Annotated in this window: 24 protein-coding genes; 12 read left to right on the forward strand and 12 right to left on the reverse strand. The window is 40.0% G+C overall.

All coding sequences use genetic code 11. The annotated features are described in order from the left end of the window. Positions 1–5: 5 nt before the first annotated feature. From ACFE6N_RS19150 to ACFE6N_RS19160, 3 genes are read left to right on the forward strand one after another with little or no spacing between them, the layout of a single operon-like run. Complete coding sequence (locus ACFE6N_RS19150) at positions 6–341, forward strand: L-rhamnose mutarotase (protein ID WP_145855802.1); 336 nt, start codon at positions 6–8, stop codon at positions 339–341. Further along, on the forward strand, positions 334–1,362 hold the full coding sequence (locus tag ACFE6N_RS19155) for an aldo/keto reductase (RefSeq protein ID WP_378939107.1): 1,029 nt from the start codon (positions 334–336) through the stop codon (positions 1,360–1,362). The genes ACFE6N_RS19150 and ACFE6N_RS19155 overlap by 8 nt, the downstream gene beginning before the upstream one ends. Before the next feature lie 5 nt (positions 1,363–1,367). Then, the gene (locus ACFE6N_RS19160) at positions 1,368–2,387 is read left to right on the forward strand and encodes a zinc-binding alcohol dehydrogenase family protein (protein WP_378939109.1); all 1,020 of its coding nucleotides are present in this window, start codon (positions 1,368–1,370) and stop codon (positions 2,385–2,387) included. A 118-nt stretch (positions 2,388–2,505) separates the two neighbouring features. Here the strand turns inward: ACFE6N_RS19160 and ACFE6N_RS19165 are convergent, their stop codons facing one another. Further along, on the reverse strand, positions 2,506–3,399 hold the full coding sequence (locus ACFE6N_RS19165; protein WP_378939111.1) for a winged helix-turn-helix domain-containing protein: 894 nt from the start codon (positions 3,397–3,399) through the stop codon (positions 2,506–2,508). 104 nt (positions 3,400–3,503) lie between these two features. On the opposite strand from ACFE6N_RS19165, the gene ACFE6N_RS19170 reads away from it, so the two are divergent. Further along, positions 3,504–4,118 carry a hypothetical protein gene (locus ACFE6N_RS19170; protein WP_378939113.1) on the forward strand — a complete coding sequence of 205 codons (615 nt, stop codon included), beginning with the start codon at positions 3,504–3,506 and terminating at the stop codon, positions 4,116–4,118. Positions 4,119–4,235: 117 nt separating this feature from the next. Here the strand turns inward: ACFE6N_RS19170 and ACFE6N_RS19175 are convergent, their stop codons facing one another. Beyond that, positions 4,236–4,859, reverse strand: coding sequence for a TetR/AcrR family transcriptional regulator (locus ACFE6N_RS19175; protein ID WP_378939115.1), 624 nt, complete (start codon positions 4,857–4,859; stop codon positions 4,236–4,238). A gap of 155 nt (positions 4,860–5,014) precedes the next feature. Between ACFE6N_RS19175 and ACFE6N_RS19180 the strand changes: the two genes are divergently transcribed. The 4 genes from ACFE6N_RS19180 to ACFE6N_RS19195 all read left to right on the forward strand — a co-directional run bounded on the left by ACFE6N_RS19180 (position 5,015) and on the right by ACFE6N_RS19195 (position 7,300). Next, positions 5,015–5,272 carry a hypothetical protein gene (locus ACFE6N_RS19180; protein ID WP_145855793.1) on the forward strand — a complete coding sequence of 86 codons (258 nt, stop codon included), beginning with the start codon at positions 5,015–5,017 and terminating at the stop codon, positions 5,270–5,272. Between the two features lie 6 nt (positions 5,273–5,278). Further along, positions 5,279–6,019: a DUF3667 domain-containing protein gene (locus ACFE6N_RS19185; protein ID WP_378939117.1), complete on the forward strand. Its 741-nt coding sequence runs from the start codon at positions 5,279–5,281 to the stop codon at positions 6,017–6,019. 449 nt (positions 6,020–6,468) lie between these two features. Next, the gene (locus ACFE6N_RS19190) at positions 6,469–6,936 is read left to right on the forward strand and encodes a hypothetical protein (protein WP_378939119.1); all 468 of its coding nucleotides are present in this window, start codon (positions 6,469–6,471) and stop codon (positions 6,934–6,936) included. Between the two features lie 88 nt (positions 6,937–7,024). Then, on the forward strand, positions 7,025–7,300 hold the full coding sequence (locus ACFE6N_RS19195) for a hypothetical protein (protein WP_145855789.1): 276 nt from the start codon (positions 7,025–7,027) through the stop codon (positions 7,298–7,300). A 557-nt stretch (positions 7,301–7,857) separates the two neighbouring features. On the opposite strand, the gene ACFE6N_RS19200 is transcribed toward ACFE6N_RS19195, so the two are convergent. The 8 genes from ACFE6N_RS19200 to ACFE6N_RS19235 all read right to left on the reverse strand — a co-directional run bounded on the left by ACFE6N_RS19200 (position 7,858) and on the right by ACFE6N_RS19235 (position 20,380). Then, the gene (locus tag ACFE6N_RS19200; protein WP_378939121.1) at positions 7,858–9,498 is read right to left on the reverse strand and encodes a TldD/PmbA family protein; all 1,641 of its coding nucleotides are present in this window, start codon (positions 9,496–9,498) and stop codon (positions 7,858–7,860) included. 539 nt (positions 9,499–10,037) lie between these two features. Next, positions 10,038–11,354: a TldD/PmbA family protein gene (locus tag ACFE6N_RS19205; protein WP_378939123.1), complete on the reverse strand. Its 1,317-nt coding sequence runs from the start codon at positions 11,352–11,354 to the stop codon at positions 10,038–10,040. A 2-nt stretch (positions 11,355–11,356) separates the two neighbouring features. Continuing rightward, positions 11,357–12,991 carry a TldD/PmbA family protein gene (locus ACFE6N_RS19210; protein WP_378939125.1) on the reverse strand — a complete coding sequence of 545 codons (1,635 nt, stop codon included), beginning with the start codon at positions 12,989–12,991 and terminating at the stop codon, positions 11,357–11,359. 175 nt (positions 12,992–13,166) lie between these two features. After that, positions 13,167–14,951: a hypothetical protein gene (locus ACFE6N_RS19215; protein WP_378939127.1), complete on the reverse strand. Its 1,785-nt coding sequence runs from the start codon at positions 14,949–14,951 to the stop codon at positions 13,167–13,169. A gap of 2 nt (positions 14,952–14,953) precedes the next feature. Continuing rightward, positions 14,954–17,086 carry a DUF4175 family protein gene (locus ACFE6N_RS19220; RefSeq protein ID WP_378939129.1) on the reverse strand — a complete coding sequence of 711 codons (2,133 nt, stop codon included), beginning with the start codon at positions 17,084–17,086 and terminating at the stop codon, positions 14,954–14,956. Further along, the gene (locus ACFE6N_RS19225) at positions 17,073–18,443 is read right to left on the reverse strand and encodes a BatA domain-containing protein (RefSeq protein WP_378939131.1); all 1,371 of its coding nucleotides are present in this window, start codon (positions 18,441–18,443) and stop codon (positions 17,073–17,075) included. The genes ACFE6N_RS19220 and ACFE6N_RS19225 overlap by 14 nt, the downstream gene beginning before the upstream one ends. A 3-nt stretch (positions 18,444–18,446) precedes the next feature. Further along, positions 18,447–19,334, reverse strand: coding sequence for a DUF58 domain-containing protein (locus ACFE6N_RS19230; protein WP_378939133.1), 888 nt, complete (start codon positions 19,332–19,334; stop codon positions 18,447–18,449). After that, positions 19,334–20,380 carry an AAA family ATPase gene (locus ACFE6N_RS19235; protein WP_378939135.1) on the reverse strand — a complete coding sequence of 349 codons (1,047 nt, stop codon included), beginning with the start codon at positions 20,378–20,380 and terminating at the stop codon, positions 19,334–19,336. The genes ACFE6N_RS19230 and ACFE6N_RS19235 overlap by 1 nt, the downstream gene beginning before the upstream one ends. A gap of 101 nt (positions 20,381–20,481) precedes the next feature. Here ACFE6N_RS19235 and ACFE6N_RS19240 point away from each other — a divergent pair, with 101 nt between their 5' ends. Continuing rightward, positions 20,482–21,111: a DUF4159 domain-containing protein gene (locus tag ACFE6N_RS19240; RefSeq protein WP_378939137.1), complete on the forward strand. Its 630-nt coding sequence runs from the start codon at positions 20,482–20,484 to the stop codon at positions 21,109–21,111. 463 nt (positions 21,112–21,574) lie between these two features. Here ACFE6N_RS19240 and ACFE6N_RS19245 read toward each other — a convergent pair whose 3' ends face one another. Further along, the gene (locus ACFE6N_RS19245) at positions 21,575–22,042 is read right to left on the reverse strand and encodes an Lrp/AsnC family transcriptional regulator (RefSeq protein ID WP_139222281.1); all 468 of its coding nucleotides are present in this window, start codon (positions 22,040–22,042) and stop codon (positions 21,575–21,577) included. Between the two features lie 320 nt (positions 22,043–22,362). On the opposite strand from ACFE6N_RS19245, the gene serC reads away from it, so the two are divergent. The 3 genes from serC (at position 22,363) to ACFE6N_RS19260 (ending at position 25,719) form a co-directional block, all read left to right on the forward strand. Next, a complete protein-coding gene (gene serC, locus ACFE6N_RS19250; protein ID WP_378939140.1) occupies positions 22,363–23,460 on the forward strand; it encodes a 3-phosphoserine/phosphohydroxythreonine transaminase in 1,098 nt (365 codons plus the stop codon). A 10-nt stretch (positions 23,461–23,470) separates the two neighbouring features. After that, entirely contained in the window at positions 23,471–24,589 is a 1,119-nt protein-coding gene (locus ACFE6N_RS19255) for a DUF1015 family protein (RefSeq protein WP_378939142.1), read from the forward strand. A gap of 338 nt (positions 24,590–24,927) precedes the next feature. Further along, the gene (locus tag ACFE6N_RS19260; protein ID WP_378939144.1) at positions 24,928–25,719 is read left to right on the forward strand and encodes a lacto-N-biose phosphorylase central domain-containing protein; all 792 of its coding nucleotides are present in this window, start codon (positions 24,928–24,930) and stop codon (positions 25,717–25,719) included. Here the strand turns inward: ACFE6N_RS19260 and ACFE6N_RS19265 are convergent, their stop codons facing one another. Further along, positions 25,720–26,283 carry a DUF1543 domain-containing protein gene (locus ACFE6N_RS19265; RefSeq protein WP_378939146.1) on the reverse strand — a complete coding sequence of 188 codons (564 nt, stop codon included), beginning with the start codon at positions 26,281–26,283 and terminating at the stop codon, positions 25,720–25,722. Positions 26,284–26,620: the final 337 nt, after the last annotated feature.

Here is a 26,620-nt window from a genome sequence, read left to right on the forward strand (position 1 = left end):
TAAAAATGAAAAGATACTGTTTAGCCCTCGATCTGGTAGACGATGAAAAACTGATCGCAGAATATGAAGCGTACCATGTTAATGGATGGCCTGAAATTAAACGTAGCATAATCGACTCGGGCATACTGGATATGCAAATTTACCGTGTTTCCAACCGCCTGTTTATGATTATGGAAACAGAAGACGATTTTAGCTTCGACAAAAAGGCACTGATGGATGCCTCCAACCCGAAGGTAGAGGAATGGGAAAAGCTGATGTGGAAATACCAACAGGCATTGCCATTTGCAAAGCCCGGAGAAAAGTGGGTACTAATGAAAAACATATTTCAGTTAAATGCTTAAGGAAAATAAACAGCAAGAGCCGGCACTAAACTTGCCTCCGGTTGTTTTCGGAACCAGTAGTTTGGGAAATCTTTATCAGGCAATAGATTATGATGTTAAACGGGAAGTTGTAAAAGCCTGTGTAGACTCATCAAAACCGGTTGCCTTTTTTGATGCGGCAGGTAAATATGGTGCAGGTCTCGCATTAGAATCGCTGGGGAAATGCTTGGCGGATTTGAAGGTAGATCCTCAACAGGTAGTCATTAGCAATAAGCTGGGCTGGTACAGAACACCGCTTTTAACTCCTGAACCTACATTTGAGCCCGGTATCTGGAAGGATATTGAACATGATGCGGTACAGATGATCAGCTACGATGGGATCTTAAAGTGTTTTGAGCAAGGTAACGAGCTTCTGGGCCATTACAAGGCACAGATGGTGTCGGTACACGATCCAGACGAATATCTCATTGCAAGCGAAAGTGAGGATGATTATAAAGAACGTTATCAACAAATTCTTGATGCTTACATGGCTTTGGCCGAACTAAAATCTGCCGGCTTAGTTTCTTCTATCGGGGTAGGTGCAAAAGATTGGAAAATTATTCAGGCTATCGCGGCAGATGTTGATCTTGACTGGGTGATGATTGCCAACAGCTTAACCATCAAATCGCATCCCCCTGATCTGATCGCATTTATAGAAGAGCTAGACCAGAAAAATATTAAAGTAATTAACTCGGCCATATTTAATGGCGGCTTTTTAACCGGCGGAGATTTTTATAATTACCAGCCGGTTGATGGGAATAGTTTGACGGGGAAAGCGCTTTTGGCCTGGAGGGATAAGTTTTATCAGGTTTGTAAAACGTTTGAGGTACTTCCTGCTGAGGCCTGTTTTAGTTTTTCTGCAGGTTTTCCCGGTGTAAAAAGCATTGCTTTAAATACCACACGGCCTGAAAAGGTGGCTGTTAATGCTGCGATGGCCCAAAAAGAAATTCCTGCCGGGTTTTGGCAGGAAATGAAAACACAGGGATTAATTGAATTTTTATAATAAGGATGAAAGCATTAGTTTGTAATACACCAGGAGAATTTACCTATATCAATAAAGAAATGCCATCAGTTGAAGACGGGATGGTATTGCTCAAAATGAGGAGACTGGGAATTTGTGGCACCGATTACCACGCATTTGAAGGTACACAGCCATTTTTCGAATATCCAAGAATCCTCGGCCACGAAATTGCTGCTGAGGTAGTAGAGGCTGGGGCAGGGTCAAGTTTTAAAACCGGAGATCTGGTTACCATTAGTCCATATTTTTATTGTGGAAAGTGTATTGCATGCCGGAGCGGCAGAACCAATTGTTGTGTAAATATTAAAGTTTTCGGGGTTCATATAGATGGCGCGATGCAAGAGTATATCACGGTTCCTGCAACTGCAATTGTTAGTGGGGAAGGATTAACTGTAGATGAACTTGCGCTGATAGAGCCATTGGCCATTGGAGCGCATGGCGTTGGCCTGGCACAGTTGAACAAAGGCGACACCGTGGTGATACTCGGCGCCGGACCTATCGGTTTGGGGACTATTGCCTTTGCCAAAATAAGTGGAGCTGAGGTTATCGTTATTGATGTAAATGATAACAGGTTATCTTTTTGCAGCGAGCGTTTCGGTATCACATACACCATAAATCCATTAAAAACCGATGCTGTAGAGCAGCTATCAAAAATTACCGATGGAGAAATGGCGAAAGTGGTAATTGATTGTACCGGAAACTTAAATGCCATTAATAATGCGTTCAAATTTTTGGCACATACCGGTAAATTTATCATGATAGGCCTTCAGAAAGGTACGATTGAGGTTATACATCCTGAGTTTCATAAGCGTGAAGCGGTACTGATGAGCAGTAGAAATGCCTTGCCGCATGATTTTGCCTATGTGATTGATTGCATTAGACAAGGGCTGGTTAAACCGATGGATTTTATCACCCATAATGTACCATTTACGGAAGTAAAAGAAAAGTTTAATCATTTGCTCCAGGCAAATGAATCGCTGATCAAGGCATTGATCAGTTTTGACGAATAACGTCAGGTATTAATTTGAAAAGAAATTCCAGTAATTAAATAGCAGGACTAGTTTTGTATATCAAATCTAGTCCTGTTTTTTTATAATATGATATCGCTTTCTTATCACCGTTTTCTGTTTAACCCTTAATTTCAAGCTTATATCCCTTAGCGCGGACCACAGTAATATTGATGTTTGGCTCAGGTGCCAGTTTTTTTCTCAGTTTTGATATAAACATATCCAGGCTACGGCCAACAATAATCCCGTCATCTTCCCATATTTCTTTTTGCAGCCGGCTTCTCTCTATGGTTTCGTTAGGAGACTGGGCAAAGATGAGCAGTAATCTTGTTTCCGTACCAGTTAACGCTATTGTGTCTTCATTTAGGGTGAGCTTACGGTTTTTAGCATCAAACAGAACTGAACTTAAAGTCATCAGGTCGTTATGTTCATCATCATTGGGGGAAGTCTTTCTGGGCTTAACCGATCTGATGAAAATAAAGCCAACAAAAGCTAAAAATGGCAGGCTGCCGAGCAGATACCCATTCTTTTTGGTGATTATGCCTGTAGGTTTCAGTTGAATGTTGATCATATATTGTGCTTTTGGTTGTTTTCTTCCTATGCAGGCTATAATTTCATCTTTCTTGTTGTGGGCTATTGCGTAGCCATAAACAGTGCTTGAATCGTTAATATTCAGTACTTTAACCACGTAGTCATCTGTCATTGGATCATTTGCTAGCAAACGTTTAGTCGTATTCACCAGGGTGATGGGGTTGAAACTAAATTCATGCTCAAACTGAATTTGATATTCATTTTCCGCAACCTTTTTTATCGGAAGCACCCTGGATATACTATCGCCCGATTGTAAAAGTAGTTCATCTCCGATGCGACGAAATAAGACCTCTCTTCTTGAAAGATGAAAATCATCATTATCCGAAATACTGAAAGCTGCAAAAATCATGATGAAAGATAAAAGCAATAATGCACCAAAGAGGTACATGCCTTTACCCGTGAAGAGGTTTTGACTAAGTTGCATAATGTCAATGTTTTATTTACAAAGTTTACATTTTTATTTACAATCCTGCTTCTTCCGACGGATAAATATCAAAGTAAGTTTGTTTCATTAATTTTTAAAAAGATATGGAAAATAAACAAAAAGCCTTAAACAAATCTGATTTATCAGCAGATAGATCGATGATGATCAAACCTGCAAAAAAGAGGAACAAAATGATGTATGCGCTGATTTTGCCGCTGGTGGTGGTAAGCGGATTAGTATTTGCTAATCGTGAAATTAAAAATGAAAGTAAAAGGCTCAGCTCAAAACCCATTTCTGCTGCTCAAAGAGATGCAGAGAAGAAAAAATGGGAGGTTAGCCCTGATGGTATTAAATTTAAAAAATGGGAATCCTCACCTACAGGAAAAAATGTACATGCCAGTGCTGCTAAGATAAGAAAAGATATAAGTGAATTTACAGATATGGAAGCCGTGGTAACGGCATTAACGCTTCCGCCGGGATCAAGATTAGGGTTCGGTGTAATGGCCCGCATCAATGGTGCCGATTACATTGTAAATTTTGAGGCAGAAAAGTCTCAACTTGCACAATTGCATAGCATAAAAATTAACGATAAGATCATGGTCAGAAGCCGTAATATGTCATACGCACCTAAGTATTCATATCCAATAGTATCTGCTGAATATGTAGAACGGGATAATAAGGTAATTTTTAAACGCTTACCCCGCAAAGGTGGTTGCTAAGCAAATTAATAACGTCGTAAATTTAATGATGCTATTATAGCCTGTTATAAGGTTGATAACAAGTTATGCCTTCAAGAAGAAAATGGAAAGGAAGTATCTAACCTTTCTTCCATTTTCTTACTCATAAGTTTTATCGATCAAAAACGAGATGGCATTTTCAATTTCCGATCGTCCATCTGCACTTTTAAGGTCCAATCCACAAAATGTACAGTCGTTCGTGGTGGCGTAAATGTCAAGGTAGTAAATTCCCGAAATCAGCAATGCAATAATGGCCCGGTATCTTTTGGCATTTTTCTCGAAATGAGGATCAGTAATGCCTTCAAATAAGCGCGCTCCGTTTTCTTCGCGATCGTTCGCCAGTTTTTTCAAGGATCTACGGTTGTCTAATAATCCCCAAAGCAGAATTTTCTGGATATTTTTATTCTTGAAAACGTAATCGAATTGAGAGAGAAGCATGTCTTTAGAAAATTTTTTTCCTCCATCTTTTATCACAGCTCCACCCGATTCATCTTTTACATTGCTCCAAAAATCCTGTGATCGGATGTATTCATCAATCAGACCGTCCTTCCCACCAAAATAATTATAGATTAATTTTTTGTCCAAACCTGCAGTACGTGCAATATCATTGACCTTTAGGCCTGAAAAACCTTTGGTATGCAGTATTTTTTCTACCGCATATAAAAATTTCTGTTTGCTTTTTTCTTTGTTCCTAATCGGTTTGGCTTCTGTTTCCTCTTCCATATCATATAAATAACCAACGGGAAAATTACATAATCATTTTAAATATTTTTATCACCAATTGGTGATATGTTGTATATTTGTCTAGTCGGGGCGATTGGTAAAAGAATGATGAAGCGCTCTGCAAGACCCAAACTACATTAATCTGAGCAAACGATATGAAAAAGGAAACTTCCATTTCGGCAATACCTGTAGAAGAATTGTATAAAAAGAAAAAAAGTTTGCAGGGTGCACTGCTTGGGCTTGGCCTAGTATTGCTCGTTGCTACTGCAATTATCATCTATCTGGCCTTTTCATCTAACATGCCCAAAGTACTGATGATCGTTCCGTTTTGCAGTTCGCTAACATTATTGCCAGCTTTTATCAGCTTGTCGCAGATTAATACTGAACTTAAAAACAGAAACGCCAAATCATAGCCAGCCATGTCAACAGATTGCCTGAATTGTGGCGCTCCGGTGATGCAGAATTACTGTGCAAACTGTGGGCAAAAGTCTACTACACATCGTTATTCCATCAAACACTTTATTGAACATGACTTTATTCACGGGGTTTGGCATGTAGACAAAGGCATTTTATTTACCCTTAAAAGCCTGTTCACCCGGCCGGGTCACAGTGTCCGCGAATACATTCAGGGCAAAAGGGTTCCTTATTTTAGTTTTATTACGCTCATCCTGCTCATTCTGACGGTATCAGGTCTCATAGCGCCCTATGCACATGGCAATATGTCCGATCTGATGCCTAAGAGTGGCAAAGCAATGATGAACGATCTCGAGAAATTTATTTCTCATTATCCCAAACTAGTACTCATTATCACAATTCCTGTTTATTCGTGCTTCAGTTTAATCTGGTTTCGAAAAGCGAAGCTTAACTTCTCAGAACACCTGGTTTTAAACTCGTACCGTGTAATTGTAGAAATGATTATAGGTCTGCTTGTTTCGGTCCTGACCATATTCTATCACAATACCCAGGTGCTGTTATTTCTATACTTCGGCGTATTAAGCTTTTTAGGTCTTTTCTATAGCATTTGGTTTTATTATCAGTTTTTTTCGGCCTTTAACTATCGTAAAATCGCTTTGATTTTAAGAAGCATCCTCGTTCCGGTATCGTACAATTTACTCGCCCTTCTACTTGGCATTGTTTACGCTGTCATTGCAAAACGTTGATTTTAACAGGCGAATACCGTTTGAATAAGGAGTTTTATATTTCATGTACTAATAGAATAAGTGCTGAAGCTGGTTTTTTGGCCCGGATCTGGCGTCGCGTGGTATAAAAGAAATTTGATTAGGTATGCAAATATATCGACCAGGTTTTGCAGGCAGACAAAAATATTGTGGTTATTGTGGCAAGCGCTGCTGTGGTGGAAGATTTTATCAGAAAATAATTTAATCAGGATTGGTTTTGTGTACACACATATTCTTTAGACCAAGTCGAAACCTATCTTTTTCTTTCCTTGGATACCACTTTTAAAACAGACGGATTATTATGAAACATTATTCTTCGTTCAGAATGAAAGTAAGATCTGTTGGCTGCTGATATTTAAACAGCGTAGCGGAGTGACAAAAGCACGGTAGAAATCTCGTTTTTCGGAATACATTTTGCTAAATTAAAAGTGATGATTAATGTTAGTCCCGAAACAAAACAACAAGCCTTATTATTCCTCGCAAGGGATCAGAAAGTGGCAGCTGTCAAAATAATTAAAGATCAGAGTAAATGCGGTTTAAAAGAAGCTAAAGATTATGTAGATGCCTTAGAAGGCGGAGTACAGCAACAAATAACCAATCTCGGCAATCTGGACGCTGAGCTATTGGCTATTTTAAATCAGGGCAATAAACTAAACGCCATTAAGCATTATAAGGATGCCACAGGTTCGGGGTTGGCAGAAAGTAAAGATTATGTGGAAAAGTTGATCCGCTCTGAGGTTACCGGCAATGTGATGCAGCGAAGCAGGGATACGGAGATCAAAGATATCATTTCTGAACATGTAGGGGACAACCAAAATCCCATTCAAAAATTTTTGATAAAACTATTGATTATTGTTATGGCTTCAGCAGCTTTAACTTATATTCTGTTTAACATGTAGTAAAAAGTGATGCAATATTTCTGATAGAATTAAAATGCGTGAATTAAAATCATTAATTTGATTTCACACACAAATAAATCTTTAGAATATGAAAATTACATTGGATTCAAAATCCCTTTTATTGGGATTTTTTGGCGCTGGCATTATGTTTACCGCCATCAGTTTTAAAAATAGTCAGGATCAAACGGGCGGAAGGTACCGTACGGAAGTAAATGCCACTAACATGGTTGTGATCCTGGATAGCGAGACCGGAAATTACATCATTGCACCAGAGATAAAGGATTTCGGTAAAGTACAATGGGTAAAGGGTGAGTTTAATAAGACTTTTGATACTGCGATTGATAATAGAAAGGAACCGAAATAACAAAAGGAGTATTTTTATACCATTGCGTATCCTGTTTTAAATTGTTATCCTGAGGGATAATTTATGATATAAAAATCAATATGATTGACGTTTTTTCCTTCGCACAATTCTTGCCTCGGCTCACCGCCGCCGAAGGGCTCTTACTTTTTGGCATCAAAAAGTAACAAAAAATGCCGGCTGAAAATTTTTCTTTCAAAGCCAGTGCTATGGCTAGAACAGTGCAGTCCGAAAAATTTATTAGGCCGGTTTTAAGGAGAACGGTGATACGGTGCTATGGCCTAGCTATACGGAAGTGCATGACGTCGCATTCTGCTCATTAACAGGTGATTACAAAATAACGTCAATGGTAGCGCAAAGAAGGATCTTTCTAATGTAATTTACTACCCTATAGAAGGATTCTTCACTGCGTTCAGAATAACAGCAGGGGGGTTTCGTGTAAAGGATGCGTATGAAAAGCATAGCTATTCAATCGCAGATTCTAATGCTATTTCTCAATTTTCAATCCTGAGTGCAGCGAAAGATCGTTTAAAGTCAGTCTATATCTGTCAGCGATAAATCTACCCCAGCTTCCTGCCGGTATTAATTACATTAACGCCATTAAAACGTGTGGTTGCGCTACCATGCGAAACGGCGCTTACCTGCCCTGGCTGACCTTTACCATCCGAAAATGTCCCACCCAGGCGATAATCGTTTTTGTCGCAGCGCTGTACGCATGAATTCCAGAATTCCTGTGTATTGGCCTGATAGGCCGCGTCTTTTAACATGCCAACAATTTTGCCTTCTTTAATCTCATAAGCCAGCTGTGCGCTAAACTGAAAATTATAACGCTGCTGGTCGATAGAGTAAGAGTTCCGGCCAAACATATAAATACCTTTTTCTACATTTTTAACCATGTCGGCTGCACTTAATGCCGTATTTCCAGGCGCCAATGATACGTTGGGCATTCGCTGAAACTGGATGCTGTCCCAACTGTCGGCATAACAGCAACCTTGCGATTCTTTTAGTCCTAAAATATGCGCCTGATCGCGGATGGTTTGATAATTTACCAAAATTCCATCTTTAATGATGTCCCATTTACCACATTTTACGCCCTCATCATCATAGCCTACTGCACCTAACGACCCTGGTTCCAGTTTGTCGCCGATGATATTCACTTCTTTACTGCCGAAGTTGAATTTTTTTGATTCCCACTTATCCAATGTCAGGAAACTGGTTCCGGCATAATTGGCTTCATAACCTAAAACGCGATCGAGTTCTGTGGGATGGCCGACAGATTCATGTATGGTTAGAAAGAGGTGTGACGGATCTAAAACCAGGTCGTATTTACCTGGTGCTATGGGTTTCGCTTTTAATTTCTCGTTAACATGTACTGCAGCTTCGCGCACATCTTCTAGCATATCGTACCGTTTTTTGTACATGGTAACCGGCCCGCCTTTTATCTTTTCTTCATCTTTGGGCTTCAGGTACTCGAAACCCATACCCATTGGTGCGCTTAAAGCATTTCTGGTTTCGAACTTGCCGCTGGCAGAATCTGTTTTGGTCAGGGTAAAGGTTGGCCATATCCTGTGGATATCCTGATCGATGTAGGATCCGTCAGTAGAGGCAAAATATTTTTGTTCATTGACCATGAAGAGATTGGAGCTGATATATTTAGCGCCACCTTTCATGGCCTCGCTATTTACATTTAAGAGGAGATCAACTTTGTCGGCAATGGGTACTTCAAAGGCATTGATTTCAATAGGTGTTCTCCAGCTTACCTCGCCAAAACCCTTTTGCGCGGCTAGTCTTACAGGTTCTTCCATTAATCTGGCATTTCCTTTAGCTATTGCCACGGCCGCTTCAGCAGCCTTGGCAATGCTGCTGTCGTCCATGTTGTTTGTTGCGGCAAAACCCCAGCTTCCGTTTGCAATCACGCGAACACCTAACCCATAGGATTCAGAATTGGAAATGTTCTCTACCCGGGTTTCCCTGGTGGCCACAACCTGGTTCAAATACCTCCCTATACGAACGTCAGCATAAGTGGCACCTTTGCTTTTGGCTGCATTGAGCGCAACATCGGCCATTTTTTTCTTTAAAGCAACATCAACAGGCGTTAAAGATTCTTCAACAGAAATCATTTTGCCGAAGGTCGGGATATTTGGCATCATACCGGCGGTAAGGCCAACACCCGTCATGTACAGGAAATCTCTTCTTCTCAATTTTTGGATTATTTATTAATAAAAAAAGGGTGTAATCTCGACTGCAGCTGCCAATTTTTCATCGGTTGTGGAATGGAGAAATCTATTAAGTTGATTCAACGATTAGATCTCTCCGTTCCTTTGCACTTCAGTCGAGATGACGATTTAACTTATGCCCTTCGACTCCGCTTAGGGTGACCTTCTGAGGGAATGGTGGTAGTTAAATAGGTATTATTCTTAAAAAATATCGTTTCGACTGTAGCTGCCGATTTTTCATCGGTAGCGAAATGGAGAAATCTATTTAAAGAGATTTACTGTTATATATCTCTCCGTTCCGTTGCACTTCAGTCGAGATGATTTAACTTATGCCCTTCGACTCCGCTCAGGGTGACCTTCTGAGGGAATGGTGGTTGTTAAATTGGTATTATTCTTAAAAAATATCGTCATTTCGACTGTAGCTGCCGATTTTTCATCGGTAGCGAAATGGAGAAATCTATTTAAAGAGATTTACTGTTATAGATCTCTCCATTCCGTTGCACTTCAGTCGAGGACGACACTACTTAAACCGCGTCTGATAATGAAGTGAACGTAAAATCCCTGATTTTCATGGGTGGGATCAATCCGCTTCCGGTTCTCACCGGCTTGCCCAAAGCTTCTACATTGTTCAGCATAATAACAGGACTTTCGTTGAACCTGAAATTCTTGATCGGGAATTTGATCTCGCCATTTTCAATGTAAAAAGTACCATCACGGGTTAAGCCGGTCAATAATAAGGTTTGCGGGTCTACTGATCGGATATACCAGAAGCGTGTTACCAATATTCCTTTTTCCGTGCTCTTGATTAAATCTTCCAATGATTGATTGCCTCCTTCAATGATCATGCTGCGGCTAAAAGGAAGTGGTTTGACATTTTTTTGCGCGGCCCAGTATCTCGAATAAGACAGGTTTTTCACCACTCCTTTTTCTACCCATTGCGTTCTGGTTACCGGCAAACCTTCTCCGGTAAATGTAGCAGATGGAATTTCAGCATTCATCGGGTCAGAATAGATATTCACATTTTCGGAGAATAATTGTTCGCCTAAACGTGTACCGCCGCCTTTTTTGCTCATAAAACTACGGCCTTCATCAGCACTGCGGGCATCAAAGCCCCTAAACATATTGCCAATAATATCGCTGGCAGCAAGTGGCTCTAAAATTACAGTATACTTGCCTGGCTCAATGGCTTTTGCGCCTGCCGAGCCATTGGCTTTGCTTGCCGCAATTTTACTGAGTGCAAGGGTATCCATTTTATCCAGATCATTAAAATCCTGCTCTACATAACCAGAACCTGTTCCCTGTTTGTTTCTTACCGTAACAGAAAAGGAAACATTTGTTCCCTTATTATAAGCAAACAAACCTTTCGAGTTCATAATGGCATTAAAACGGGTAGCATTTTCAAGGAAACCAGCAGCATCCAGGTTCGCAGCTTTAGATACGCTCAAACTTTTACCCACCATTTCAGCCCGGGTATCTGGGGTAATAGCAGCTGTTTTATCATTATAGGTATTCGATTCTGCAAAGGTTTGTGGACCTAGGGGTGGCATAAATTCGGGATTCTCTGGCGCCAGCATGGCCAGCTCTTCTGCTCTTTTTACTACTTTTTGCAAAGAGGCATCATCGAATTCATTGATAGTTGCAGAACCGGTTTTCTTTCCAAAAGTGGAACTTACGCCTAAGCTCATGGTACTGATCTGGCCTGCGGTAGAAACGGCATTACGGGCATAACGGATGTTACCTCCATCAGCGCCGGTTAAACTTACCTCACAAAAATCGGCTTTCGAATAACCGATTACTTTTTTTAATATCGCCTGGGCTTCTTCTTTACTTAATATGGCCATAATTATATTTTTCTTGCTGTATTGATAACATTAACTCCATTAAACCTGGTGGTGGCGCTGCCATGCGAAACAGCACTGCTTTGAGAGGGCTGGCCTTTTCCATCGTTAAACGAGCCACCCAAACGGTAATCACTTTCATCACAAATGGCATTACAAGAATTCCAGAATTCTTGTGTATTGGCCTGATAGGCTACATCATTAAGCATACCTACAATTTTGCCTTGCTTAATTTCGTAGAAAATCTGTCCGCCAAACTGAAAATTATAACGTTGCTGATCAATAGAGAAACTTCCATCGCCGATGATGTAGATGCCTTTTTCAACATTTTTGATCATCTCATCCACACTTAGTTTTTCTTTGCCCGGCTGTAGTGAAACATTTGGCATACGCTGAAACTGAACATCATCCCAGCCTTGTGAGTAACAGCAGCCGTTCGATTCGGTTAAACCAATAATATGTGCCTGATCGCGGATGGCCTGGTAACTGACCAAAATGCCGTCTTTGATCAGATCCCATTTTTTGCATTTTACACCTTCATCATCATATCCTACAGCACCTAACGATCCAACCTGCGTTTTATCGGCCACAATGTTTACTTTATCGCTGCCAAATTTGAATTTTTTCGATTCCCATTTATCCAAGGTCAGAAAACTCGTTCCGGCATAATTGGCTTCATAACCTAAAACGCGGTCTAATTCTGTCGGATGTCCAACCGATTCATGAATGGTTAACCATAGGTGCGAAGGATCTAAAACCAGGTCGTATTTGCCTGGTTCAACGGATTTTGCTTTTACTTTTTCTGTAGCTACACGGGCTGCTTCCTTTACATCTTCGAGCATATCGTAACGGCCTTTATAGCGCGTAACAATACCGGTAACTTTATCTTCAGGTCGCGCGTGCATGTATTCGTAACCCTTGCCAGAAGGAGCACTTAATGCGTTACGGGTTTTAAATTTACCCGATTCGCGGTCGACTTTGGTGACGTTAAAAGTGGGATAAATGCGGTGCACGTCCTGATCGATGTAAGAACCATCGGTAGAAGCGAAATATTTTTGCTCATTAACCGCGAAAATGACGGAATTTACAAAATTGGCGCCGTTTTGCATGGCCACATCGTTAACATTTAAAAGCAGGTCTACCTTTTCTTTTACCGGCACTTCAAAGGCATTAATTTCAATGGGGGTTTTCCAGCTTACCTCTCCATAACCTTTTTGGGGCGCCAGTTGAACCGGTTCACCCTGTATTTTGGCATTGGCTTTTGCAACCGCAACTGCTTGTTCAGCTGCTTTGGCAATGGCATCTTTAGTTACATTGTTTGTAGCGGCAAAACCCCAGCAACCATTAACCAACACACGGATGCCCACGCCATACGATTCAGTATTGGCTACACCCTGAACCCGTTTTTCACGAGTGGCCACAAATTGGTTAAGATAACGCCCGATGCGGATATCAGCATAACTTGCACCCTTTGATTTTGCTGCATTTAGTGCAACATCTGCCAGTTCTTTTTTAATTTTTACATCTACTCCGTCTAAGGCCTGTAAAGGGTCTATCGGAGTTCCGAAAGCAGAAAGGTCGGACAGAAGCAGGGCACCCATACCCATTCCGGATAAATAGAGGAAGTCTTTTCTTTTCAATTGGTCGAGTTTAGTTAGTTTACGATTTCAATATAGCCAATTGTGTGGCTAAAAATGGAAATTTGATTATAACATTTTAGTTTCAAAAGCAGAATGGGGGGAGATTTTATAGGGAAAGTGTTCTTAACCACAGATAGGGCAGATCCTTCACAGCGTTTGGCAGCTAAACAAATTCTTAACCAGCCAAAATCCTGGCTTCGTACCATAAAAAGGCAGCAGCCAGTAAAAAACTGATAAAAAACCACCAAATCGAAACCTCTTCTTCTAAAACGACGTCTGCTACTTTGCTTTTAGTTCCTGTCGTGTTCAGGTTTTTTATAAACTGATGTGTTTCATCCAGCTTTTGCTGGTTTTTGAGCGCTTGCCAATCGGTTTTTTTATAAATGTATATGGGCTCAACATTTTGATTTACTTCCAGATAAATCCAGCCTGGTTTTTGAGGCCAGTAAAAAGCATCCCACTGGAAAGGAAGCACCATGTTTTGCCGTGGACTGAGTAAAATGCTATCGATTTTTAATGTTGGTACCTGGCCGGATGCTGCCAGATCTGCGATAATCTTCATCTTTTGATTAATTGCAGGGAATTGAGGAAAAATGTCGACGGTTAGCGTATTATTTCTTTTTCTTGCCGCGCTGGCTAAAAGTGCTGACCAATAGGCGGCATAATCATTTTTTTTCCCCGAAAGTAACCAGTGGAAGGTAGACGAAAGTGTAGAAGCCAGTACTTTGCCATAACCGTCGATATTACTGTTGACCAGTGTTTTTCCACTGGCATCTACAATAAGAGGCTGATCTTTATATTCAGGCTTTAAAAATAATCCTTGTTCAATTGGTAAGGCAGTAAGTTTAGAATTATCTTCAGTAAGTTTTAAATTGAGCAGTTTCCCTTTCAGGGCGGGTGATTCAAATCTGCTAAACCTGCTGCCAAGTGTTGTTGAAGCTTTTAAATTAGCCACTCTGATCAATAAACCCAGTCCGTTTTTAACCGCAAGCGCTATTGATGATCTTTCATCAGGACTGATAGCAGCTAATTCTTCTTCATCAATAATCAGGATGTCGAATTTTTTTAAGGATGGGCTATTGATCCTTGTCAGGTTTAAACTATCAAGATTGAGAAAATCGAAGGCATATTTGTTTTTACTGATCTGACTTCTGAAAGCTACAGGATATTGATTTTGATAGAGCCAGTTTTTTAGAAATTTATACTCAAAATCTGGAAAAGAGGCCATGATCAATACTTTCATTGGTATTTCATCAACAACTTGCATCGGAACCGGTTCTTTTGCCAGTGTATCGGTTTTCTGCAAACTAACCAGTTCATAAACAGCTTTTCCTGTGTGTTTTGGCGTAGTTTTAAAGGAAAAGGTTTTATTCGATTTTGCACCGATTTCGATTGAATCTACGGTTTTGCCTAAGCCTTTGAGCAAAAGTTTAACCGGCTCCGTTCCTGAGTTCTGGTAAGTACCCTGAACCTGCCATACTTCGGTTGTTTTTAATTTGCCAGGCCAGTTGGCAGCGATGATTCCGGTGGGATTTGCAGCAGGATGGAAGCTGACCCGGTACCCGTTTAGTTGCACTAATTCGGCTTTGTTTAACCCATAGCCATAAAGTTTCAGTTTCCGGATATTTGGATTTGATTTTAGGAAATAAGGAAGATCTGGAATGGTTATAACATTTGTGTTTTTCAGGTTCGCGGAGGAAAGTGCGTATTTCTTCCCCTTTAGGTTGGTAGTCGAATCCGGATGAATGCCCTGGGTGATTAAAATAACTTCGTCTGTATTTTGTGGCCTGCTCGTTTTGTACCTGATGGGTACAATTAAAAGCACAAGACAGCTTACCGCAATAATATTAGCCAAAATCCGCCAGATCAATCTTGCTTTATTAAACCTGTGTGTCTCTTTATAAAGTAAAAAAGCCAGTAAACACAGCCCAGCCAGTATAGCGATATATTTAAATTCCATAGCTATCTGTCTGTTTTATTGAGGTTTTTAAAATAGCTCTGATACAGAGCCGAGGCTGCACCGGCATTTTGCATCTGTGGTTTTGCACCTTCGGGACCGATCATTTTTTGTATGGCTCGTTGCACCAGGTCTATATCATTAATTATCAGTTTATTGCCTGTGCTTAACTTCCTTAAACTGCTAAGTGCAGTTAAATAAGTAGCAGGATGATCTGCTGCGGCGCCAATCAGGTATTTTTCTGTCTGGTTAAGTAAGAACTGATCTTGTTCAGTAAATTTCCTGCCTGTTTTTCTGCTTTCCAACCTTGCAAGTGCTATCTTGAGTGTGGCAATTCTCTTTTCCTTTTGCTCAAAGGTCATTTTTTGCAAGGGCTGGGTAATTTTATCCAGTTCACCACTTAAACGTTTTTCGGGTTTTAATGCTGCCGTTTTTACGGTTGTTTTGGCCACATAAGCCCGTGATTTCTGTTGGAGATCTTTCAGTAACCTGAGCGCTTTATATTCATAAGGCAAAGCTTCTTGTGGCTTATAAGTTCTCAAACGCAGTTCAGCATTCCACATTTCAGTTAAAACAGCTTTTAATTGTGCTTTTATTTCAGGTTCAAAAAAAGTAGCGTCTTCTGCAATATCATGTTTATGGGCGTATTTGTCCATAATGCCGGTTACATCACCAAATTTTTCACCCTCAGCCTTGTGTTCTGTATGGCCATCGTGATCATCATGGTCTCCACCAATTTCAGTTTCATTTTCTTCGCCCAAAAACTGCCCGTAACGCAGGCGCAAAAGCTTTTGGTCAATACCTATTTCATTACTTTTGTTTTTAAAAGTTTGTACAGGTATCGATGATTGTTCTTTCAATAATTTTTCGGTATCAATAATGATCTGCCTTTCGCTTCTGAAATATTCAGGAACCAGGTTAACACCGTTTGTCATTCCAGCTAAACTCATTAATTCAGTGGTGTCTACAATGGAAACGAAATACACATCCGAACGGCTCGATTGGCCATGGTTGTCCATTGCTTTGATAAAAAAGTAAAGTTCATCGCCTGGTTTCATGCCCAGGTTTTTCAAATCAATCAATTTTTCCAGTGCGATAGTCTTCCTATTGCCAAAATTGGTGTCAAATGATAGTTTTTTCTCGGTAAAACTCACACCCTCACCTTTGCCGCTGGCCATGGTAGCCGATATAAAAGCATCGTTAATGCCATAATCATCAGTAAGCAATACTTTTAGATTGATTTTTTGTGGCTGACCAATGTCGATTGTGGTGTGCTGTTTTGGTTGGATAATTTTGATCGTAACCGCTAGGTCTGGAATCGCTTCAACCTGGTAGAGATCTGATTTTTTACCATCAAGATCCAGCTGATAAAAACCAGATTTGCTGATGGTTTTGCTGACAGTCCATCGTGTATTTGCCTTGTTCAAAGCCTTTAATGGAATAATTTCAGTATTGTTAAAAACAAGGCTCAACTTTTTGATGCCAATATTCGTTTCTATTTTCCAATCTATCCGGGCACCGGTCTCGGCAGTAATGGTTAACTGCTTTTGATTCCTTTCTCCTTTTCCGGTGTAAGGTGGCGGAATAACGGTGGCGCTGAAATCGGAGATTTCTGCAGGTATATTTTCTTCGATCGGCAGAATTTGATTCGCCTTTTCGCGATCTTTTAAAGAATCATTATGGCGTAATGGGATCTGAGTAATTGCAAAACTGATCAGTAAGCCTGCTAAAAGGATGAGCAAGCCAGCATATAATTTCTTTAAAGGTTCTTTTGGCTGCGCTAGTTTAGGAATGATGTTTTCGATTTTGCTGCGTTGCAATTGTTGCAGTAGGGATAATTCAGCCTCGTTTTGCAGCAGCAGATCGGCGCTTTCTTCCAGCTCGGGATATCGGTTATTTAGAAAACGCGTGATATCCTGATCGGTGGTTCTCCAAATCGGTTTGATGTACAATAAAATGCCGAGTACAACAGGGAAAATAATCGCAAAAAGCCATGGAGAATAATGCAGCGGGTAAACGCAAATAAACGATAAAACCAAAGCAGTGGCCAGGGCAATGGAAACCATGCCAATCAGATAAAAGCTAATCCATTTTATCCTTAAATTGGTGATCCAATTTCTACCTTCAGTGTTTAACATCAGCTGGTTTTTTTCTGAATGATAAAATCCGTTCGGTAACAAAGATCAATAAGGCAACTGCCCAGAATAAAGGTTGAAGCAGCACATTCTGAGTATTTTTTGAAGTGGATTGGATGTCGCCGGGTTGAAAGGCAACGGTTCGCCTGGCAGATAGACGTCGCTGATCGACAGCGTTGTTTTCAAAGCCAAATTCTGCGGTGTTTTCTGTACTGATTACCATTGGCATTAATGCTTTTACAAACAAACCATCCCAAACCAAATCATTCCACTGCGGATTAAACCGACTGTAAAAGTGGAAAATATGTAAATTTTTGGTTTTTTCTTCTGTTAAAATAGCATTTCCAAAACCATCCGTCCATATTTTTTCAGCGCTACCCGGCGAAGCCATTCTTTTACTCAATTTAATATGGTGGCCATCCAGTTTGATAAAGGAAGGCTCTTCAATTATCTTCCCGTTTTCATATTGAAATAAGGTTCCATTTGTTGTAATGGAAGATTTAAAATTTGCAGCTACTGCATCAGCTGATAGCCAAAAACCGATGTCAGCTTTTTCTGCGGGCGGATTGATGACGATTTTCCGGTCGGTAAAACTGCCAATTGCCTTTAAGGCTGCAATAACATATTTTCCATCTGGAGTTCCGGAAGCCTGATGTATGGCAATTTTTATAGGTACTTCGTCTCCTGAATGTAAATCCTGGTAGGTGGTATTGGATGGATTCGATTTTGCTTCATATTTCTTCCCGGCATATCCGGCAATCCAACTTCTTAGGGTATCGGTTTGATTTAATGGGATCCAGTTCAATTGGTAATGAAGGATTGGTAATTCATCTCCAAAACGGGTCAAGCGCCGATCGGCGAAGAGATAAACGCTCGCACCTGCAGGGATAAACTGATTAGCAGCATGAAGTAAATCACTATAGTCAATATTATCGAACTTTTCAGATTGATGTTCAGCAGTGTCTTTTAACGTTAATGCTTTAAAACCTACATTAAAATCATGGATTTCATAACCCTTGTTGAGCAGTGAATCGATTGTATTTTTATTTGATTTGAAAACCTCTTTAAAAGTAGCGCTATCAAGCAAAATCCAGCCGGTTTTCTTTTCAGTCGGGATTATTTTTTTCAAATATGGTTTTGCAAGCGAAAAAGCCAGTATTCCCAAGAGCAAACAGCGAAGTAAGAATAATAACCAATCATTGATTTTAAAGCTTTTAGCGCTCGCCTTCGAACTTTCACCAAGCAGTGCAATGCTGCCAATTTTAAGCGTTTTGCCTTGTTTAACATTCCACAGGTGTATAATGAGCGGAACAATTAGTCCGGCCAGTGCCAATAAACCTATGGGAGATAGAAAATGCAATGTTTAAATTCTTAGTTTACTTCTTTGTTTTAAAAAATCTCTTAAAGCCTCATCTAAAGGTTCATGGGTAGAAATGGTGCGGTAAAAAATTCTTCTGTCGAGCATTTTAGCTCTGGTTTCGGCTAAATAATTTGCAAGTTTACTTTTATAGCGCTGTCTTGCTTTTTCCTGGTCAATCTGAATCGTTTCGCCTGTTTCCAGGTCTTCAAAAGTGCTATAGTCCTTAAAATCCAGCTCAAGTTCATTCCTGGCTAACACGTGAAAAACTACAATTTCGTGCCGAAGTGTACTTAAGGTGTCCAGCAATTTAATAATCTCATCATTAGTTTGATAAAGATCGGTCACAAAAATGAGCAATTCGCGTTTTTGAGTGCTGGCAAATAATTCGGTATAATGAATGGGTTTGGTAAAGTGGCCTTCAGCTTTAATCTGCTCCAGCTGATAAAACAACCTGGCCAAATGCTGGTAATCCTGCTTCGCTGCCATAGCATAGATGCCCGCACTTTTCAATACGTATAAGCCAACGGCGTCGCCCTGTAAACTGGCCAGGTAAGCTAAAGAAGCCGTGAGATAACGGGTATAATCTATTTTACTAAAATCGCCATCACTATGGCTCATCGAGGCGCTTGCATCTATTAATATACGCACGGCAATATTGGTTTCCACTTCCGATTCGCGAATATAATAGCGATCTGACCGGGCAAACATTTTCCAGTCGAGCGAGCGTAAATCATCGCCGGGCTGATAACTTCTATATTGGCTAAACTCCAACCCTGCACCTTTTACGGTACTTTTGTTAATGCCATTCATAAAACCATCAATCGTCATTTTTGCCGATAAGGAGAGGTCTTTAATGGCCATCAATATTTTAGGATCGAGCAGTTTACTCATTAAATATTGGCTTTTGGTTTCGAAATGGCCTTGATCAGTTCGTCGGTTACGTTGTCTGATGAAACATTTTCAGCTTCTGCTTTAAAGTTCATTAATACCCTATGACGCAGTACGGGATAAGCCATCGTTTGTAAATCTTCCAAAATCACTGCATACCGGCCTTTAAATAATGCCCTTGCCTTCGCAGTTAAAATTAAGGCTTGCCCGGCACGCGGACCTGCTCCCCAGCGTACCCATTCCTTTACGAAATTTACCGTCGTGGTGTCAGGGCGGGTAGCACGGATCATTTCGCTGACATAAGTAATCAGGTCATCGCTAATGCTTACTTCACGGGTAATGGCCTGAAGTTCTTTGATTTCTTCTGCACCGATAACCGGATTGATTGTGGCCTTTTTGCTACCTGTGGTGCTGCTTAAAATCTCTGTTTCTTCTGCTGCGGTAGGGTAACCAATCTTGATGTATAACAGGAAACGGTCTAACTGTGCTTCAGGTAGTGGATAAGTGCCAGCCTGTTCAATAGGGTTTTGGGTAGCGAGGATAAAAAATGGGCGATCTAAAGGGTAAGTTTGTCCGCCATAGGTTACTTCAAATTCCTGCATGGCCTCTAATAAAGCCGACTGGGTTTTTGGCGGAGTCCTGTTCACCTCATCAGCCAGAATAATATTGGCAAATAATGGCCCTTTATTAAATTTGAAGAACCGCTTTCCGGTGATATGGTCCTCTTCCAGTATCTCGGTGCCTACAATATCAGTCGGCATTAAATCCGGCGTAAACTGTATTCTTCTAAACGAAAGAGCTAGCGCTTCCGATAGGGTTCTTACCATCAAAGTTTTCGCCAAACCCGGTACACCTTCAAGTAAACAGTGGCCGCCTGCCATCAAGGCAATCAGGATTTCTTCAATAATTACATCCTGACCAACAATTACTTTCTGTATTTCGCTTTTTAACAGGGAGATCTTATCGATCAATATTTTTAGGTTGTTTTCTGAACGCTCCAAAATGGTTGATTTTTTAATACAATGATATTGTGCATCAATATAGCTCATATTGACAGATAGTTTTAAACTTGTGGAAAGAATATCAAAAAATTTACAAGATAACTTGGGCAAAAAGCGCGAATAATCAAAAATGAAGGTAATTTTAGGCTGTGCGAAGAGCTAAATTTACATTTGCGAGGTTAAAATATAATTCAGGCGACTGGGATACTGATCAGCGTATGCCGTCTAATCTATTAAATTCGCTGTTGGAGTATACTACCATTCCATTAGATGAGGAAGAGAAAATTGTTGAATTGAGCAGTCACGATGTGTTTAAATATCCCTTTTGTTATTTAAGCGGACATAAGCTGGTTCAGTTTACACAGCAGGAAGCCTTAAATTTTAAAACCTATGTACACAACGGGGGCTTCGTTTTTGTTGACGATTGCAACCACGATATTGATGGCTTGTTTGCCCGCTCATTTGAAACGCAGATGGGTAACCTTTTTGGGCCTCAGGCTTTAAAGAAAATCCCCAATAACCACGGTATTTACAATGCTTTCTTCAAGTTTGAAAAGGGACCGCCAACAACATCTTTTGAGCTGAATGGCTGGGGTGATGATCTGGTACATGATTACCTGAAGGCCATTACCATTAACAACAGGATAGGCGTATTGTACAGCAATAAAGATTATGGTTGCGAGTGGGATTATGATTTCAGGAACAAACGTTTTTTAGCTGAAGACAATACGAAGTTCGGGGTAAATATTATTCTGTACGCTATGGGGATTAACAGTTAGTGCTTGACAGTTTCCAAAGTTTGAATACCAGGTATATCCATGTGCATTTCCATAAAGAACACATAACTGTTGTCATTCTGAACGCAGTGAAGAACCAGGAGGCTCTGCGAAGCAAATCTTTTAAAAGATAATAATTCAATAAAAGTTCCTTAGTTGCACTCAGGATGATATTTCAAAAACAGTGTTGGATTCCAGGTTCGCTGTTTTTTGTGTTGTCAAATGTTAACATCTGACAGGTTTAGATCATTCAGTAATTAAAGCTTGGAAGCAGCAGATGGTAACATCTGCCGCCACGAACACCTTTTCTGTGCTGCCAGATGTTACCATCTGGCAGGTGATATGTCTTTACATGTTTCCAAAACACCCCGTCCTGCGGACACCCCTCTGGGAGAGGGGAATGGGATATGCGGATACCATATGCTCCCACGCTTAACAAATGGCAAATAATCTAAAGGCAAATAAACTATAACGCATACGCGGTTTCAGCTTTTGATTGATTCAGTACTAAAAAACTCTGTATGTTACCCACATAAGCCAGAGAACCGATATTCTCCCTCAGGAAATGGTTATAAGAAACCATATCGGGCATAGCTACTTTAAGCATAAAATCAAAATGCCCGGTAAGATGATAACATTCCATCACCTCGGGATATTTATCCATCTCCATCTTGAATGCTTTCACAATATCTTCAGAATGCATGGTAAGTTGAATATGCGGAAAAGCGATAAAATGTGACCTCAATTTGTCAATGTCTACCAGGGCAACTGTTGATTTAATATAACCATTTGTTCGCAGTTTTTTAATTCGTTCTACAATATGGGTCATGCTTTTCCTGAGTTTTCCGGAAACTTCTTTATAGGTTAATAGTCCATCACGTTGTAAAAGGTTAAGGATTTCGATATCTGTCTGGTCAACTTTTGGAGGTTGCATGTTAATGCTTAGTGTAATTTTTTTATTTTTATTTGCTTTTGTAAAGCTTAAAAATAGTTAAATTAAGTTGTATTTAATTGATTTTTAATATTTTTTTAAAAAACTACTTAGTGTATTTTTTACAATAATATTAAGGATTTCGGAGGATCAGTAAAAATTATATTCTGTTCGTTTATCCAATGAACAGGTGAAACCAAATTTTAGCATGCCGAGGGTTGGGTAAAAAATAATTTTTACCAAAAAAACAGGTTGTTGCCGTATAATGTTCTTGACTACTGATCTTTACAGTGTAATTGATCCTAACCGAATATTCTTCTTTTATGCACAAAAAACACAACTTTGGTGCCGGCCCATGTATATTGCCGCCATCTGTAATGGAACAAGCTGCCAGGGCCGTAATCAATTGGCGGGGGATGGGTTTATCTATCCTGGAAGTTTCCCATCGGTCGCCGGAATTTGAAGATGTAGTACTTAAAGCCCAGCTTTTGGTTCGCGAGTTATTGGCTGTTCCCGATCACTATTCTATACTGTTTTTACAGGGCGGGGCCAGTACGCAATTTGCTATGGTTGCGATGAATTTTTTGGATACAGGAAAAAAAGCGGCTTATCTGGATACGGGGTATTTTGCACAAAAAGCCATTAAAGAAGCGCGTTTGTTTGGTGAAGTAGAGGTGTTTGCTTCTTCTGGAGATAAAGATTATACCTATATCCCGGTTGATTTTAATTACGATAAGCAAGTGGCATACCTGCACTGCACGTCAAATAATACCATTGAGGGAACTGAAATGTTTGATTTCCCAAAAGGAGGTGCACCGCTCATATGCGATATGTCATCCGATATTTTTTCAAGAGAAATCAACATCACCGATTTTGATCTCATTTATGCAGGTGCCCAAAAAAATATGGGTCCTGCCGGTATGACATTGGTTATCGCTAAAAATGAGTTTATCAACCAGGCAAAAAAAGAAATTCCTTCCATGATAGATTACCGGATCTTCCGAGATAATATGAGCATGTACAATACCCCGCCGGTTTTTTCGATATATGTAGCCATGCTTAATTTATTGTGGCTTAAAGATCAGGGTGGTGTAAGTGGAATTGAACAAAAAAATATAGCAAAGGCAAAATTGTTGTATGCTGAAATAGACCGAAACCCACTGTTTTGTGGAACCGTCGATGTTGAACATCGATCGCGGATGAACGTTACTTTTTTGGCGGTTAATAAAGAAGTGGAAACAGGTTTCTTAAAATTTGCTGCAGACCAGGGAATTGTGGGCATAAAAGGTTATAGAACCGTTGGCGGATTTAGGGCTTCGCTTTACAATGCACTTCCGCTATCAAGTGTTGAAGTATTGGTGGAAGCTATGGCCACTTTTGAAAAAGAATACAGCGGGAAGATAGCGCTTGAACTCGAATAATCTATTAAAGATGATAAAAATCGCTCCATTAAAAGCACTACAGCCTGGTAAAGACCTGTTTGAGCTATTGATTACCGATCAGGCAAACGATAAATTGCATAAAAATGAACAGCCGTCATTTGAAGACCTGCTCAATCTTTTCGGATGTGCTTTAAACGATCTGCCTGCAATTTATATTTATGAGTTCCGTGGTGAAAACGGTGTGATGAGGGGAATTTGGACGGCTATTGATCTTAGTCTGACACCAGCAAACACCATTAAAAGGCATGAAGAAACCTTATCATCAAAAGTAGCGTCGATTATGGTCGATCGGAAAGGTAAGTCCATTCAGAAATCTCCGATTTTATTGGTACATAAAAAAGATAAAACCTTAGATGCGCTGATCGATTTTGTGGTGCGTACAAGAAAACCTTTGGAAAATGAATGGTCGCAAATGGGCCATTTCCTTTATCAGGTACCGGAAGAAGAGCTGATTGAACAATTTGTTGAGAAATTTAAAAGTGTTAACTCGCTTTATCTGGCCGATGGGCATCACCGTTTGGAAGCTACCTTTGCTTTGCAGCAAAGCAGGCCTCAGCAGATCAGTTCGCTATTGGTTTCTGCTGACATGATTTCCATTAGTGCCTTTCACAGAATGATTACAGGTACAGATACTTCTTGCTCCTCGTTTATGGAAAAACTGAAAACACATTATTATATCTCCAAAATTCCAAATAATAGGCCTTACAAACCCGATCGGAAAAATAGGATAGGTCTCTTTTTTAGAGGAGAGTGGTATCAACTGGATCTAAATGGCGTTTCTGCGTTGTCTGCAGTGCCCGATACGGTGATTTTACAGGATTACATTCTTGCTCCTGTGCTGGGTATTCATAAGCCCAAGGATGACGAGAGGCTGATTTGTTTCCCGGATTTCAAATGGGCGCAATTTCTTGCTGAACTGGAAGGCGATGAAAACGCAATTGGTTTTTCACTTTTTCCAATGACCGCCGATGCATTTATAACGGTGGCAGAAAAGGGCGGGTTTTTACCGCCCAAATCTACCTGGATAGCACCAAAGGTTCCGCAGGGCTTGATGGCCTGTAGTTCAGCAGCTATAGAGGCAAAAGGCGAACAGTTAAAGATAAATTAATGGTTAAACTTATACGATAAACAATATGTCAGATCTCGACTTGGAGAATATAGCGCAGGTAGGTGCTACTTTTCTGATCATTACATTCTTTTTAGTGGCTTTTTTGAAAAAGCGTCTTAAAGTTAACAAGAGAAAAAATGATACAGAGCAAGATTACATGCATTGGCTCTGACCTATTTTAGCACTTCAACCGCGGCGAGTATTTTTGTTTTTTACATCAGTTTAGCTTGATGGAGAATCGGTTTTAGGATTGAAAGTATGTTTATGCGCTCATCATTTCAGTTTTGTTATCGTTAAATTTTATACTTTTGGTTGATTACAATTAACCTGATATATTTATGAAAATGCTTTTTAGGGCTTGCATACTTTCCATTTTAATTTTTTCTTCTATCAAGTCAAGTGCACAAACAGTTACTTTAGATTATTTTTTCAATCGTGAAACCCGTAAAGATAAGAACGGTAAAGAGGTTCGGTTTCATTATCTGTGGGGTGAGCGGGCAATGAGTGGTTTTTCTATTTTAGGCAGTGTATTTAAAAAGGAAGGATTTAAGTTGGATTCGCTTGAAACTGCACCAACTGCAGCCAGGTTAAAAGGAAGCGAAGTATATTTAATTGTAGATCCCGACCGGCCTAAGGAAAATCCGAAACCAAATTATATTCAGGCTTCAGATATTGCCGAAATTGCTGCCTGGGTAAAACAAGGAGGTGTATTGGTCATGTTTGCCAACGATAGTGCCAACGTGGAATTGCCGCATTTTAATAAATTGGCAGAGGTGTTTGGCATGCATTTTACCAATGACATGGAAAATCATGTTATTGATGACAATCATTTTGAGGATGGCGCTATTGTTATCAAAAATAACCCGGTGTTTAAAACGGCGCAAAAAATATTTATGAAAGATATTTGCGCTATTGAAACCAAAGGGGCTGCTAAGCCAGTATTAAAAAATAAAGCCGGTGCAACGGTTATTGCCACTACCAAATTTGGCAAGGGTAATGTGGTGGCAATTGCCGATCCATGGTTGTACGACGAATACGTTAATGGCCGTTTGCCAAAAGAGATGGGTTTTGAAAATGATAAGGCTGCTGTAGATCTGGTGAAGTGGTTAAAAACCCTTGCACGAAAATAATTACAACTTATCCAGCTTAAAATAACCTAAATGGATCTCATCTTCAAGTAAATTGCCTGAGGACGGTTTGATCGCGATATGGTATTTCTGTTTTGATTCATCGCTTAAAATATCTTCAATTTTATAAATATCGTCTACATCAATGCCATATTTTTCGTCGATATGCGAATTGGCACCTTTTATCGAATTGGTTTTAAAAAATACCGTTTTCTTTGCTTCCTGTATGGCTTTGGCCCTTTCATCATGTACCGATAGTACAATATGATGCTGCTCATATAACTGATTAGTTAGATAGCCGCCAAGGTTAATAAAGAACAATTTATGTAGCGAGGGTAAGGTGTGCTCATCACGTAACCCGATGCTGATTTCATAATCATCAACCTTATTGACTTCCCTCCAGCCATCAATATGCAGGCTGGTGCCCGTCCCCGGCCAAAATGCCTTAATCTCGGGCACCAGATCTTTTAGCGAATGGGCAATGCCGAAGAAATAGTCGTGCTGTTCTACATTTCGTTTTTGGGCTTTTGAGCCCAGTAAAATCATATATAGTTTTAATTCGTTCATTGGTATATTAGTTCATTAATGCCTTCCGGCAATCTATCATTCAAAATTCAATCTGTTAATAAAACTCATCTTTTTTAACAGAATTAAGCTAAATAGGTTCTTAAATTTTAGGATTTTCTTCGTTTCTAACTAGAGAGCGCATCGAGCAGGCACGGAGGACAAGATTTGAAGAGAGGCTTTAACTGTATTTTCGTCATCTTTACCGTAGCCCTGAATGTTTAGGAAAGAGAGCTACCGTAGCAGGTTAAAAGATTTCCCCATTGCTGTCCAAATGACGTCCCTATTTCACAACCTAAATTTCCTGACCTCTGAATCCTGACTTGTTAACTTATTAACA

Source organism: Pedobacter sp. BG31, assembly GCF_042464845.1.
In the GTDB taxonomy this organism is placed as follows: Bacteria; Bacteroidota; Bacteroidia; order Sphingobacteriales; family Sphingobacteriaceae; genus Pedobacter; species Pedobacter suwonensis.

Coding starts and splice junctions, on each gene's coding strand:
- ACFE6N_RS19150 (WP_145855802.1), top strand. CDS start 6: ATGAAAAGATACTGTTTAGCCCTCGATCTGGTAGACGATGAAAAACTG.
- ACFE6N_RS19155 (WP_378939107.1), top strand. CDS start 334: ATGCTTAAGGAAAATAAACAGCAAGAGCCGGCACTAAACTTGCCTCCG.
- ACFE6N_RS19160 (WP_378939109.1), top strand. CDS start 1,368: ATGAAAGCATTAGTTTGTAATACACCAGGAGAATTTACCTATATCAAT.
- ACFE6N_RS19165 (WP_378939111.1), bottom strand. CDS start 3,399: ATGCAACTTAGTCAAAACCTCTTCACGGGTAAAGGCATGTACCTCTTT.
- ACFE6N_RS19170 (WP_378939113.1), top strand. CDS start 3,504: ATGGAAAATAAACAAAAAGCCTTAAACAAATCTGATTTATCAGCAGAT.
- ACFE6N_RS19175 (WP_378939115.1), bottom strand. CDS start 4,859: ATGGAAGAGGAAACAGAAGCCAAACCGATTAGGAACAAAGAAAAAAGC.
- ACFE6N_RS19180 (WP_145855793.1), top strand. CDS start 5,015: ATGAAAAAGGAAACTTCCATTTCGGCAATACCTGTAGAAGAATTGTAT.
- ACFE6N_RS19185 (WP_378939117.1), top strand. CDS start 5,279: ATGTCAACAGATTGCCTGAATTGTGGCGCTCCGGTGATGCAGAATTAC.
- ACFE6N_RS19190 (WP_378939119.1), top strand. CDS start 6,469: ATGATTAATGTTAGTCCCGAAACAAAACAACAAGCCTTATTATTCCTC.
- ACFE6N_RS19195 (WP_145855789.1), top strand. CDS start 7,025: ATGAAAATTACATTGGATTCAAAATCCCTTTTATTGGGATTTTTTGGC.
- ACFE6N_RS19205 (WP_378939123.1), bottom strand. CDS start 11,354: ATGGCCATATTAAGTAAAGAAGAAGCCCAGGCGATATTAAAAAAAGTA.
- ACFE6N_RS19215 (WP_378939127.1), bottom strand. CDS start 14,951: ATGGAATTTAAATATATCGCTATACTGGCTGGGCTGTGTTTACTGGCT.
- ACFE6N_RS19220 (WP_378939129.1), bottom strand. CDS start 17,086: ATGTTAAACACTGAAGGTAGAAATTGGATCACCAATTTAAGGATAAAA.
- ACFE6N_RS19230 (WP_378939133.1), bottom strand. CDS start 19,334: ATGAGTAAACTGCTCGATCCTAAAATATTGATGGCCATTAAAGACCTC.
- ACFE6N_RS19235 (WP_378939135.1), bottom strand. CDS start 20,380: ATGAGCTATATTGATGCACAATATCATTGTATTAAAAAATCAACCATT.
- ACFE6N_RS19245 (WP_139222281.1), bottom strand. CDS start 22,042: ATGCAACCTCCAAAAGTTGACCAGACAGATATCGAAATCCTTAACCTT.
- serC (WP_378939140.1), top strand. CDS start 22,363: ATGCACAAAAAACACAACTTTGGTGCCGGCCCATGTATATTGCCGCCA.
- ACFE6N_RS19255 (WP_378939142.1), top strand. CDS start 23,471: ATGATAAAAATCGCTCCATTAAAAGCACTACAGCCTGGTAAAGACCTG.
- ACFE6N_RS19260 (WP_378939144.1), top strand. CDS start 24,928: ATGAAAATGCTTTTTAGGGCTTGCATACTTTCCATTTTAATTTTTTCT.
- ACFE6N_RS19265 (WP_378939146.1), bottom strand. CDS start 26,283: ATGAACGAATTAAAACTATATATGATTTTACTGGGCTCAAAAGCCCAA.